This is a genomic window from Streptomyces marokkonensis (assembly GCF_039539045.1).
Lineage (GTDB): Bacteria > Actinomycetota > Actinomycetes > Streptomycetales > Streptomycetaceae > Streptomyces > Streptomyces marokkonensis.
In genome coordinates this window covers 15,651-28,111 of record NZ_BAABCQ010000103.1, presented here as the reverse complement: position 1 = coordinate 28,111, position 12,461 = coordinate 15,651, and the positions used below count along the sequence as shown (strand labels likewise).

The following is a 12,461-nucleotide window of genomic DNA, read 5'->3' as shown; positions in this document are numbered from 1 at the left end:
CACTTAATGCGTTAGCTGCGGCGCGGACAACGTGGAATGTTGCCCACACCTAGTGCCCACCGTTTACGGCGTGGACTACCAGGGTATCTAATCCTGTTCGCTCCCCACGCTTTCGCTCCTCAGCGTCAGTATCGGCCCAGAGATCCGCCTTCGCCACCGGTGTTCCTCCTGATATCTGCGCATTTCACCGCTACACCAGGAATTCCGATCTCCCCTACCGAACTCTAGCCTGCCCGTATCGACTGCAGACCCGGGGTTAAGCCCCGGGCTTTCACAACCGACGTGACAAGCCGCCTACGAGCTCTTTACGCCCAATAATTCCGGACAACGCTTGCGCCCTACGTATTACCGCGGCTGCTGGCACGTAGTTAGCCGGCGCTTCTTCTGCAGGTACCGTCACTTTCGCTTCTTCCCTGCTGAAAGAGGTTTACAACCCGAAGGCCGTCATCCCTCACGCGGCGTCGCTGCATCAGGCTTTCGCCCATTGTGCAATATTCCCCACTGCTGCCTCCCGTAGGAGTCTGGGCCGTGTCTCAGTCCCAGTGTGGCCGGTCGCCCTCTCAGGCCGGCTACCCGTCGTCGCCTTGGTGAGCCATTACCTCACCAACAAGCTGATAGGCCGCGGGCTCATCCTGCACCGCCGGAGCTTTCGACCATCACAGATGCCCGTGATGGTCAGTATCCGGTATTAGACCCCGTTTCCAGGGCTTGTCCCAGAGTGCAGGGCAGATTGCCCACGTGTTACTCACCCGTTCGCCACTAATCCCCACCGAAGTGGTTCATCGTTCGACTTGCATGTGTTAAGCACGCCGCCAGCGTTCGTCCTGAGCCAGGATCAAACTCTCCGTGAATGCTTTACATCACGGGAGCGGAACAGTCGGAGGAATAATCCGACCGTTCACAGCGTCCTCGCTGTATTTTCCTTCAAAGGAACCTCAACCCGATCAGAGATCCGATCAGGTCGGGGTATCAACATATCTGGCGTTGACTTTTGGCACGCTGTTGAGTTCTCAAGGAACGGACGCTTCCTTTGTACTCACCCGAGAGACTCTCTCAGGCTTTCCTCCGGGCGCTTCCCTTCGGTCTTGCGTTTCCGACTCTATCAGATCTTTCCGATCCGATTTCCTCGGTGCTTTCCAGGTTCTCGCTTTCGCGTTTCCCTTTCCGGCGGTTCCGACTCTATCAGATCCTTTCGGGCCTGATTCCCAGTCAGCGGGGTTTGTCTTCGCGGCTGTTGGGCCGTTCCGACGTCTCAAACCTTAGCGGACTCTCTCGGCGATTCCCAATCGGAGTGGACCGGGCCGTCGAGCCTCAGTCGAAATCGAATTCGGACACGCCGAAGCCATTCCCACTGAAGGGGTCGTGCAGGTGGTTTGGTGCCGCTGTCGCGGCGGGAGGTGCTACCGCAGAACCGTTACGGTCCCGTGGCAACCCGAAGAACCTTACGGATCCCGTAGGTGGCTGTCAACCGCACCTGTCAACATCTTTAATCGAGGTCGCTGAGCCTGCCGCCGGCGTCCGGCTGTGCGTGCTCCACCCTGCGCAGGAGGCGGGTGAGGACGTCCCCCAGGGCGGCCCGGTCGTCCGCGGACAGGTCCTGAAGCAGGTCCTCCTCGAACACCGTGGCGAGGCGCATGGCCTCCAGCCACTTCTCGCGCCCCTCGGCCGTCAGCTCGACGATGACGCGGACCCGGTTGGTCTCGTCGCGGTCCCGGGTGACCAGCCCCTCCCCCACCATGCGGTCGATGCGGTGGGTCATCGCGGCCGGCGTCAGGCCGAGGCGCTTGGCGAGGTCGCCGGGACCCAGCCGGTAGGGGGCCCCGGACAGGACGAGCGCCTTCAGTACCTCCCAGTCGGTGTTGCTGATGCCGAGTTCGGCGGTCTGCCGTCCGTACGCGACGTTCATGCGGCGGTTGAGGCGGGAGAGCGCCGAGACGATCTTCTCGACCTGCGGGTCGAGGTCCTGGAACTCGCGCTGGTAGGCGGCGATCTGCTCTTCGAGTGTCGGCTCGCCGGCGCCGGAGGTGTCGCCCATGGCCGCAGTATGGCACGGGACTCCTTTGCCTTGAAGTCCTTCGCTGTGTACTCTTTAACATCGAACTTTAGCTTCTAAGTCTTCACCTTTAACGGCTGAAGCGATCTACCCAGAGAGGGTGAACGTGACCAGGGCAATGGGCGCAGCGATGCGCCGGATTCATGTGGGCAACGCACTCAGCGCGTTCGGGCTCGGCTTCACCGTCCCCTACCTGTACGTCTATGTGGCGCAGGTACGGGGACTCGGTTCTGTCACGGCGGGTCTCGTTCTCGCCGTCTTCGCCGTGGCCGCGCTGATCGTGCTGCCGTTCGCCGGGCGGGCGATCGTCCGCCGAGGCCCGCTACCGGTACTGCTCGCCGCCCTGGTCACCGCCGCGCTCGGTGCGCTGAGCCTGGGCCTGTCGGCCTCGGCCGCCACCGTGCTGCTGTCCGCCGCCGCGCTGGGGGCCGGGCAGGCCGTGATGCAGCCGGCGCTGGCGACGATGATCGTGGACTGCTCCACGACGGAGACCCGGTCGCGGGCCTTCGCGATGCAGTTCTTCCTGCAGAACCTGGGACTCGGCGTCGGCGGGCTCATCGGCGGCCATCTGGTCGACACGACCAGCGCCTCCTCCTTCACGGTGCTGTTCTCGATCGAGGCGGCGATGTTCCTGGTGCTGGTCGCCGTGATGGCGACGGTGCGCGCGCCGCGAGCGCCCCAGGTGTCGGGGGTGCCGGGGCAGGCCGCCGGCAACAGCTGGAAGCAGCTGCTGGGAAACCGGGCCATGGTGCAGCTGTGCGTGCTGGGCTTCGTGCTGTTCTTCGCCTGTTACGGGCAGTTCGAGTCGGGGCTGAGCGCATACGGCGTCGAGGCCGCCGGGATCTCCACGTCCACGCTGGGGACCGCGCTGGCGGCGAACACGCTGGTGATCGTGATCGCGCAGTTCGCGGTGCTGAGGTTCGTGGAGCGGCGGAAGAGGTCACGCGTGATCGCCTCCGTGGGGCTGATCTGGGCCGTGGCGTGGGCCGTGGCCGGGTACGCCGGGCTCGGGCACGGCAGCCAGGCGATGGCGACGGCCGCGTTCATCTCGACGTACGCGCTGTTCGGGCTGGGTGAGGCGCTGCTGTCGCCGACGCTGGCGCCGCTGGTGGCGGATCTGGCGCCGACCGGGCTGGCAGGGCAGTACAACTCCGCCTTCGCCCTGGTGAAGCAGCTGGCGCTGGCGATCGGTCCGGCGGTGGGCGGTCCGCTCGGGGCCTCGCTGCACGCGCCGTACATCGTGGCGTTCCTGTTGTTCTCGCTGGGCATCACGGTGCTGGCGGTGCGGCTGGGGCGGGAGCTCACGGACGTACAGAACCAGCCGGCGCTCGCCAGGAGCCGGGTGGTCACGCAGGGCGGGGCGTCGGCCGACGCGGTGGCTGCCGCGAAGGCGTGAGGAGACGTGAGGAGGCCCTGACGGGTGCGCCCGTCAGGGCCTCCTCACGTCTGCCGCGTTCACGCCCGTGGGTCACGGTCTCGGCAGGAGGAACTCGCACCAGACCGCCTTGCCGCCCCCTGGTGTGCGTCTGGAGCCCCAGTTGGAGGCGATCGTCGCGACGATGGCGATGCCCCGGCCGGACTCGTCCGCCGGTTCCGCGCGGCGGCGTCTGGGCAGGTGGTCGTCGCCGTCGGTGACCTCGACGATCAGGCGGCGGTCGGTACGGCGCAGGCGCAGCCGCATGGGGGGCGTGCCGTGCTGGAGGGAGTTGGCGACCAGTTCGCTGGTGGCCAGGACGCCCAGGTCGTGCAGCTCGGTGGGGAAACGCCAGCTGGTCAGGACGCCGGAGGCGAAGGCACGCGCGCGCGGGGCCGCTTCCACGCCACCGAGCAGTTCCAGTGCGGCGTTGCGGAAGAGCTCGGCCTGCGCTCCCTTGCGGGCGGGGTGCTGGAGGACCAGCACGGCGACGTCGTCGTCGTGGTCCGGGGTGACGCCGGCCGAGCGGACCAGGCGGTCGCAGACCACCTGGGGGCTGCCGGTCGCGCCGGACAGGGCACGCTCCAGGGCGGCGATGCCCTCGTCCAGGTCCTCGTTGCGGCGTTCCACCAGACCGTCGGTGTAGAGGACGGCCGTCGAACCGGGGGTCAGGGCGATCGAGCCGGAAGCGTGCATCCAGCCGCCGGTGCCGAGCGGTGGGCCGGTGGGTTCGTCGGCGCGCTGGACGGTGCCGTTCTCGTCGCGGACCAGGATGGGCAGGTGGCCGGCGGACGCGTACACCAGCCGGCCCTCGTTGGGGTCGTGGATGGCGTAGACGCAGGTGGCGATCTGGTTGGCGTCGATCTCGATGGCGAGGCCGTCGAGGAGCTGGAGCACCTCGTGCGGGGGCAGGTCGAGGCGGGCGTAGGCCCTGACGGCCGTACGGAGCTGGCCCATGACGGCTGCCGCGCGGACGCCACGGCCCATGACGTCGCCGATGACCAGGGCGGTGCGGCCGCCGCCGAGGGTGATCACGTCGTACCAGTCGCCGCCGACCGCGGCCTCGGTGCCGCCGGGGTGGTAGGTGGCGGCTACGCGCAGGTCGTCTGGCTCTTCCAGTTCCTGCGGGAGCAGGGAGCGCTGGAGGGTGACGGCGGTCTCGCGCTGGCGGCCCTCGCTCGCGCGCAGGCGGGCCGCGGCCTCGGCGTGGTCGGTGACGTCGGTCGCGAAGACGAGTACGCCACGGCCGCCGTCGCTGTCGCCCTCGGTGACCGGGGTGCAGGTGAAGGTGTAGGAGCGGCCGTCGGGGGCCTTGCGGGACTTGAGAGTGCGGGGTCTGCCGCTGCGCTGGACCTGGTCCAGGAGCGGGAAGAGGCCGAGCTCGTCGAGCTCGGGGAGGGCCGCGCGGGCCGGTTCGCCGAGGTCGTGCTTACCGAAGGCCGTGACGTAGGCGTCGTTGACGTAGGCGAGGCGGTGGTCGGGGCCGTGGACGAGGGCGACGAGGGCCGGGACGCGGTCGAGGACGTCACGCACGGGGAGGTCGTCGACGGCGGGCACGGGCGGGGCCTCGTCGGTCAGCTGTTCGGCGCGGGCGGCCGGTACGGAGCCGTCTCCTCGCCGGTCCGGGGAGAGGGTCGTGTCGGTCCGCGCTGCGGCGCGGCGCTGCGTTCCGGGGAGTCGGGCGCTCCAGCGCGTGAAGTTCACGAATCCTTGCCTCGTGTAGTTGTCGGCGACCCAGGGCCGGGGCGGGCCGGGAACGGCCGGGGCCCCGGAGGCCGCGCGGGAGCGAGCGTCGGCGCGCCCGCGGTGGTGGACCAGTCTGGCAGGGTGCCGACCGGGCCGACATCCGTCAGACGCCGGACCGGCCGGGGGAGTTCCTGAGTCCGGCCAGGACTACCCCTTCGGGTTGCGAGGTGGTTCCTGAGAAGGCTTTCCACCGGCCGCGAGTTCGAACTCCGCTCGCGGATGTTCGAGTGAACCCAGGGAGACGACCTCCCGTTTGAAGAGCCCGGCGAGGGCCCATTCGGCCAGTACGCGCGCCTTGCGGTTGACGGTGGGGACGCGGCTGAGGTGGTAGGCGCGGTGCATGAACCACGCGGGATAGCCCTTCAGCTTGCGCCCGTAGACGTGCGCGACTCCCTTGTGGAAGCCGAGGGAGGCGACGGAGCCGGCGTACTTGTGCGCGTAGGTGTCGAGGGGCTCGCCGCGCAGGGTGTGCGTGATGTTGTCGCCGAGGAGCCTGGCCTGGCGGACGGCGTGCTGGGCGTTGGGGGCGCACTCCCGGCCGGGCTCCGCGGCCGTGACGTCGGGGACGGCGGCGGCGTCCCCCGCGGCCCACGCGTGTGTGGCGCCGTCGACGGACAGGTGGGGGGTACAGGTGAGCCGGCCGCGGTCGTCGAGGGGGAGGTCGGTGGCGGCGAGGATCGGGTGGGGTTTGACGCCGGCCGTCCAGACGACCGTACGGGTGGGGAAGCGGGCACCGTCGCTGAGGACGGCGACGCGGTCCGCACAGGATTCCAGGCGGGTGTCCAGGCGTACGTCGATGTTGCGGCGGCGCAGTTCGGTGACCGTGTAGCGGCCCAGGTCCGCGCCGACCTCGGGCAGGATGCGGCCCGAGGCCTCGACGAGGATCCACTTCATGTCGTCGGGCGTGACGTTGTGGTAGTACCGCGTGGCGTAGCGGGCCATGTCCTCCAGCTCGCCGAGGGCCTCCACGCCCGCGTAGCCGCCGCCGACGAAGACGAAGGTGAGGGCGGCGTCGCGGAGGGCGGGGTCGCGGGTGGAGGAGGCGATGTCCATCTGTTCGAGGACGTGGTTGCGCAGGCCGATGGCCTCCTCGACGGTCTTGAAGCCGACGCCGTGGTCGGCGAGGCCGGGGACGGGAAGGGTGCGTGAGACGGAGCCCGGCGCGAGGACCAGTTCGTCGTACGTCAGCCGGCGGGCGCCCGTCCTCTCCTCGTCGGTGGCGAGGGTGGTGATGGTGGCGGTGCGCGTCGTGTGGTCGATGGAGCGTGCCTCGCCGATGACGACGTCGCACCGGCCGAGGACGCGGCGCAGCGGCACGACGACGTGCCGCGGGGAGATGGAGCCGGCCGCCGCCTCCGGCAGGAACGGCTGGTACGTCATGTAGGGGTCGGGGGAGACGACCGTGATCCCGGCCTCGCCCCGCCGGAGTTCGCCTCTGAGGTTCCGCTGGAGACGCAGAGCCGTGTACATCCCGACGTAGCCGCCGCCGACAACGAGAATGCGCGCACGTTCCTTCACCATCCCATGACGCACCCGACGCTTGCGTTTGTCCACAGGCTCGTCGATTTGTGTGACCAGAGATCACGGGAGTGCGGGGTGGCCCGTACGGCCGTGATCCGGCGCGAACGCACAGGTCAGCGGGGGTGCGAGGGGAGACGGAAGGTGGCTTATTCGGGGCGTATGTGATCCGTGGTCCGATCAGGGGGTGCTCGGTGCGGAACCTGCCCCTTCTGAATTGACCCTCGCTCAACTATGTTCTTTCCCACCGAGTGTGGGGGGATGTGCTCTTCGGGTCCGCGACGGGCGGGCCATGAAACCGGGCCTGTTCCGCGCACTCCGGCTTTCGATGGCGGGGAGTGTCTCCGGGGGGAGACGTCATTACCGGGGGATTTTCTATGCATGTTCAGGACTCTCATTGGTCGTCCGCGTCCGCTGTCGCGCCCGGCGGTGCGATGAGTGCGGGGGCGGGCGGCGCACGCGAGGACGGGGCACGGACCGCGCCTTTGCGCGTGGACGCCCAGCGCAATCTGGAGCACGTGCTGCGCGCGGCACGCGAGGTGTTCGGCGAGCTGGGGTACGGCGCGCCGATGGAGGACGTGGCGCGGCGCGCGCGGGTCGGTGTCGGCACGGTGTACCGGCGCTTCCCGAGCAAGGACGTCCTGGTGCGGCGGATAGCCGAGGAGGAGACGGCCCGGCTGACGGACCAGGCCCGGACGGCGCTCGGGCAGGAGGACGAGCCGTGGTCGGCGCTGTCGCGCTTCCTGCGGACGTCGGTGGCCTCGGGCGCCGGGCGGCTGCTGCCGCCGCAGGTGCTGCGGGTCGGGGTGTCCGACGACGGTGACGGCGGTGCCATGGGTGCCGGCGGTGCCATGGGTACCGGCGGTGCCACGGGTGCCGGCGGTGGTGCGGTGGCCTGTGAGCCGCGCGTGCCGCAGCAGCGGATACAGCCTGATTCCGGCTCGGCCTCCGGCTCCGGTGAGCTGCGGCTGGTGTCCGACGGGGCCGCGCGGGCGGCGTCGTCAGCCGGCGGTTCGGTCGGTGCGGCGGCCGGTGGTTCGGTCACTGGTTCGGTTTCCGTGGAGGGGGGCCACGGGGCGGCGGAGCTGTTGGACGTCGTGGGCCGGCTCGTGGAGCGGGCGCGGTCGGCGGGTGAGCTGCGGCCGGACGTGTCGGTGTCGGACGTACTGCTGGTCATAGCCACTGCGGCGCCCTCGCTGCCGGACGCGGCACAGCAGGCGGCGGCCTCGACCCGGCTGCTGGACATCCTGCTGGAGGGGCTGCGGTCGCGCCCGGCGTGAGGCCGTCGTGCCGTCGGGCGGGGCAGTTTCCTCTTCCACGAACGGCTGAGCATTGTCACCGCGTGCGTCAAGTCCCCACGGACGAGTGATGGTCGCCGCCGAGGGGCCCTGACGAAAAGCCGATATGCCACGCTGACCCGGTGTTCGAGACTGGCTGGGCAGGCGGCGGCGGGGGCTTTCCGCGGTGAGCGGCGACGGACCGGGCGGGTCGCTCGGTGACGGCGACACCGGGCCCGGCCACCCGCGGCGGGTTCCCGACCAGGGCGGGTTTGCGCGGGTCCCGCGGGGCGGCGTACCTGCGGAGGACGACGGAACGCCGGATGGCGTCCGGCCACCGGAGGGCGTCCGGCCACCGGAGGATGGTGTTCCTGCGCAGGCCCGCAGACCGGCGGAGGGCAGCCTCCCTACGCAGCGCGAGGCGCGCGAGGACAGCCTTCTGCCACCGCTGCCCGAGCTGGACGACAGCGGCGTCCTGCCGCCACCGCGCGAGCTGCCGGCGTCCGACGCGGAGCTGATCGAGCGGATGCGCTCGGGTGACGACACGGCCTACGAGGAGCTGTACTTGCGCCACGCGGACGCGGTGCGCAGGTACGCCCGTACCTGCTGCCGCGACGCCCACACCGCGGACGACCTCACCGCCGAGGTCTTCGCCCGAGTCCTCCAGGCGGTGCGCGGCGGTTCGGGCCCCGAGCACGCTGTGCGCGCCTATCTGCTCACCGCGGTCAGGCGTGTCGCCGCCGGTTGGACACGGTCGGCCGGGCGGGAGCAGTTGGTCGACGACTTCGCCGTGTTCGCCACCCAGGCCGCGTCCGGCTCCAGCGTGCCGGACGACGACACCCTGGAGCTGGGCGCCGATGTCCGGGCCATGCACGAGGCCGAGCAGTCACTTGCCCTGCGGGCCTTCCGGTCGCTGCCGGAGCGGTGGCAGGCCGTGCTGTGGCACACCGAGGTCGAGGACGAGTCGCCGAGCGAGGTGGCCGTGCTCTTCGGCCTGGACGCCAACGGCACGCGCGTGCTAGCCAGCCGCGCCCGGGAGGGCCTGAAGCAGGCCTACCTCCAGGCCCATGTCAGCGATGCCCTCGCCACCGACGAGGAGTGCGCCCGCTACGCCGACCGGCTCGGCACGTACGCGCGCGGCAGGCTGCGCACCCGGGCCCACCGCGGGCTGCGCGAGCACCTGGCCGAGTGCGCCCGGTGCCGGCTGGCCGCCTTCCAGATCGAGGAGGTCGCGAGCGGCATTCCCGCGGTGGTGCCGGTCGCGGTCATCGGCTGGTTCGGCGCCGCCGGGTATGCCAAGGCCGCGGGGCTCATCGCCGGGGGCGCGGGCACCGGTGCCGCGGGCGCGGCGGCTGCGGGCGGTGGCGTGTCCGGAGCGTGGGGTGGTGCGGGTGCCGGGGGTGGTGCGGGTGCCGGGGGTGGTGCGGCGGCCTCTGAAGGGCTGGGCGCGCCGGTGAAGGCCGGGATCGCGGCCGGTGTGGTGGTGGCCGCCGCGGCGGCGCTGGCCTTGGCGCTGGCCGGTGACGACGCCCCGGCCGAGCAGCCACCGAAGGCGGGCCCGCCGCCCTCCTCGCCGGTGGCCCAGCCCGCGCCGGGCGCACCCTCGCCCCGGGCACAGCCGCCCCGGCCACGTCCACCGGTGGCCGCACCGGCGCCCCCCACGTCCCCGGTGCCCACCCCCAGTCCGACGCCGCCCCCCGCACCCACACCCTCCCCCACGCCGAAACCGACGCCGCCGGCCCCGTCTCCGACCCTCCGGCCGGCCCCGCAGCCGCCACCGCCACCGTCGCCGTCACCGACCCCCGCCCCGGCCGTCTACCAGTGGAGCGAGCTGGCGTACGACGTGGGCGGCGACGGCACCGGACCCGAGATGCGGCTGGCGGAGAGCAGTTGGGTGTGGCAGCGTTCCGCCCTGTCGGTCGGCGACAAGCGGTACGCGCAGGGCGTCACCGTGCACGGCCGCTCCTCCGTCACCATCGACCTCAACCGCTCCTGCTCCTCCTACGACGCGCTGGTCGGCGTCGACGACCTGACGACGGGGCTCGGCGCGGTCCGCTTCTCGGTGCATGCCGACGGCGTCCGGCTGTGGAGTTCCGGGCCGGTCGTGGGTGGGGGCCCGGCGGTGCCCGTCCATGTGGACATCTCGGGGCGCGGCACGGTACGGCTGGTGGTCGAGCCGCACGGTCACCTCGACTCGGTGGCCCTCGCGGACTGGGCTCAGTCGCGGTTCACCTGCGCGTAGCGCTTCAGGTCGCGCCCGCGGCCCGTCAGACGCGCCGCACGACCGCCCCCGTCTGCGCCCCGCCCAGCGCACCGCGTTGCGGCACGATGCCGCCCGGTACCGCGCGTTGGCGGGCCGGGGTGCCCGTCCAGCAGGTGCCGCGGCGGGCGAGGAGGCGGCCGAGCCACAGTTCGAGGGAGACGAGGTCGGCCAGCCCGTCCAGGGGCAGCGCCTCGCCCGCGGCCGCCGCACGGACCGCCTTGCGCACGACCCGCGCCTCCACCAGCCCCGCCTGGGCGAGCAGCGGCGTGTCGAAGAGCCCCAGCAGGGAGTCCGCGGCGACCCTCAGCCCCGTCCGCGCGGCGGAAGCCGCCAGCCCCTGAGTGGGCGCCCCCCAGCCGCTCGGCAGCTCGCTCACCCCCGAACCCTCCAGCACCGTACGCAGAATCGACGCCCGCGCCCCCGGCTGCACCCGCAGCGCCTCCGGCAGCGCACGGCAGGCGCGGACGACCTGGTTGTCGAGGAACGGCGTGTGCAGACGCTGGAAACGGATCTCGGCGGCCTGTTCCAGCACCCGCACGTCCGCCGCCTGCCGGGCCAGTGCCGCACGCGCGCGGAAGTCACCGGGGCGCTGCCCGGGCCCGACCCCGGACCGCTGGGAGGACGTCTGCAGCCGAACCGATACTTCAGCCAGCGCCTCTCCGGTCAGCCACCGTGCCGCCGGCCCCGGCCCGGCCCAGGCCAGCGCGGCCAGCGACGCCTCCATCGCGCCGTCGCCCGGCGTGTCGAAGCGTCGGCGGAGCAGCCGTTCGGAGAGCACCTCGAGCCCGGTGCGGTACGGCGTGCGTGCCAGCCGACGGGCCGCCGCGTAGACGCGCCCCGGGACCAGCACCGACCCGTCGGCCTTGGCCAGCGCGGCGAACGGCCGCACGAGATGGCGGCGCTTGCGGTCCATCAACAGGTCGGCCAGGCGCGCCGGATGGGCGTCCAGCACCTGCCGCGCCCCGTATCCGGTGAAGTGGTCCGCGCTGCCCGCGGCCAGCCGGGCCCGGTGCCGTGCCGACGCGACCAGGGACGAACCCGGCTCGTCCGTCAGCGGCCCGTCCAGCGTGGCGTACGGGAGCATGTCCTCGCCGCCGGCGACCACCACGTGGTGCAGCCGCGGGTTGGCCGCGAGGGCCCCCGCCCGCTCCAGCTCGGCCTCCTGCCCGCCGACGGCGAGGTCGTTGAAGGTGACGGCCAGCAGCCGCTCGCCCGAGCCGGTCCCGTGTCCGAGCACGGTCCCCGGCATTCCCGGCAGCCCGGCGGCCAGCAGCGCCAGCGTCCCGGAGGCCGGGCCGCCGGACAGGTCGGCCCCGATTCCCGGCACCGGCATCCCGCGCGCGGCGCGTCGTTCCGCGGGTCCCATGCCGGGCACCGGGCCCGGGTCGATGCCGTCCCCGGGGACGTGCCGGGGTGCGGCGAGACGCGTGCGCACGGCCTCCACCAGGGCGTCCCGTACGCCGTCCACCGCCCGGTCGGGGTCGGCCGCGGGCGCGGCGACGGCGAGCGAGGCCACCTGCTCGTACCCGGCGACCTCGCGCGCCCCGGCGCGAAGGATCAGCGCATGCCCCGGCGGAATGCGTTTCACGCCGTCGTACGGAGTGGAGTCGTCCAGCGCGGCCGGTACGTCGGGCGCGGCGAGCAGCGCGGCGAGGTGCCCGAAGTCGAGGTTGGCCTCGATGAGGTCGGCCAGGGGCAGCGCCGCCGTCGCGTACGCCGTGCCGCCCGCCCAGGGAGTGTGGAACACCGGCCGCGCACCCGCGAGGTCGCCGCAGACGGTGATCCGCCGGCCCACCTGGACGACGGCCGTGTAGCTGCCGGGCCACGCCGTCAGATGCCGGAGGGCGCCCCCGCGCGCGGCGAACAGTCCGACGCGCAGCTGCTCGTCGGTGGCGCCGCAGATGCCGAGGACGGCGATCCGGGTCTGCGGGTCGACCGTGACCAGGCGAACCTCGTCGGGGCGCCAGTCGCCGACCGCCCACAGAGGGTCGGGACCACCCCACAACAGCTGGGAGCCCACGGGCTGCACGGTCTCGCCGTCGTAGCCGGTGGCCCCCGCGGAGCCGCCCGCTCCGGTGACTCCCGCGGAACCCACGGCGGCGCTGCTCCACCCCACCAACCACCGCATCGACGCCTCCACAGGCTGGGGACAACCAGTGCACCGTACGAACTGGTCCCATGCTGCCATGA

7 protein-coding genes and 1 rRNA gene are annotated in these 12,461 nt (G+C 71.9%); 3 read left to right on the top strand and 5 right to left on the bottom strand.

Features of this window, described 5'->3' with window-relative positions:
• A 16S ribosomal RNA gene (locus ABEA26_RS23425) occupies positions 1-851 on the bottom strand; the annotation flags it as partial.
• A 635-nt stretch (positions 852-1,486) separates the two neighbouring features.
• On the bottom strand, positions 1,487-2,035 hold the full coding sequence (locus ABEA26_RS23420; RefSeq protein ID WP_345595203.1) for a MarR family winged helix-turn-helix transcriptional regulator: 549 nt from the start codon (positions 2,033-2,035) through the stop codon (positions 1,487-1,489).
• A 136-nt stretch (positions 2,036-2,171) separates the two neighbouring features.
• Between ABEA26_RS23420 and ABEA26_RS23415 the strand changes: the two genes are divergently transcribed.
• Positions 2,172-3,449, top strand: coding sequence for an MFS transporter (locus tag ABEA26_RS23415; protein ID WP_345595209.1), 1,278 nt, complete (start codon positions 2,172-2,174; stop codon positions 3,447-3,449).
• A gap of 72 nt (positions 3,450-3,521) precedes the next feature.
• Here the strand turns inward: ABEA26_RS23415 and ABEA26_RS23410 are convergent, their stop codons facing one another.
• A complete protein-coding gene (locus ABEA26_RS23410; protein WP_345595202.1) occupies positions 3,522-5,171 on the bottom strand; it encodes an ATP-binding SpoIIE family protein phosphatase in 1,650 nt (549 codons plus the stop codon).
• A gap of 189 nt (positions 5,172-5,360) precedes the next feature.
• Entirely contained in the window at positions 5,361-6,734 is a 1,374-nt protein-coding gene (locus ABEA26_RS23405; RefSeq protein ID WP_345595200.1) for an NAD(P)/FAD-dependent oxidoreductase, read from the bottom strand.
• A gap of 374 nt (positions 6,735-7,108) precedes the next feature.
• On the opposite strand from ABEA26_RS23405, the gene ABEA26_RS23400 reads away from it, so the two are divergent.
• Both ABEA26_RS23400 and ABEA26_RS23395 read left to right on the top strand, forming a co-directional pair.
• Positions 7,109-8,011, top strand: a complete 903-nt coding sequence (locus tag ABEA26_RS23400) for a TetR/AcrR family transcriptional regulator (protein WP_345595198.1) — start codon at positions 7,109-7,111, stop codon at positions 8,009-8,011.
• Positions 8,012-8,195: 184 nt separating this feature from the next.
• Complete coding sequence (locus ABEA26_RS23395; RefSeq protein ID WP_345595196.1) at positions 8,196-10,250, top strand: sigma-70 family RNA polymerase sigma factor; 2,055 nt, start codon at positions 8,196-8,198, stop codon at positions 10,248-10,250.
• Between the two features lie 25 nt (positions 10,251-10,275).
• On the opposite strand, the gene ABEA26_RS23390 is transcribed toward ABEA26_RS23395, so the two are convergent.
• Complete coding sequence (locus ABEA26_RS23390) at positions 10,276-12,399, bottom strand: asparagine synthase-related protein (RefSeq protein WP_345595195.1); 2,124 nt, start codon at positions 12,397-12,399, stop codon at positions 10,276-10,278.
• Positions 12,400-12,461 lie beyond the last annotated feature (62 nt).

Excerpts from the sequence above, each read along its gene's own strand:
- ABEA26_RS23415 (WP_345595209.1), top strand. The coding sequence starts at position 2,172 with ATGGGCGCAGCGATGCGCCGGATTCATGTGGGCAACGCACTCAGCGCG.
- ABEA26_RS23405 (WP_345595200.1), bottom strand. The coding sequence starts at position 6,734 with ATGGTGAAGGAACGTGCGCGCATTCTCGTTGTCGGCGGCGGCTACGTC.
- ABEA26_RS23420 (WP_345595203.1), bottom strand. The coding sequence starts at position 2,035 with ATGGGCGACACCTCCGGCGCCGGCGAGCCGACACTCGAAGAGCAGATC.
- ABEA26_RS23390 (WP_345595195.1), bottom strand. The coding sequence starts at position 12,399 with ATGCGGTGGTTGGTGGGGTGGAGCAGCGCCGCCGTGGGTTCCGCGGGA.
- ABEA26_RS23400 (WP_345595198.1), top strand. The coding sequence starts at position 7,109 with ATGCATGTTCAGGACTCTCATTGGTCGTCCGCGTCCGCTGTCGCGCCC.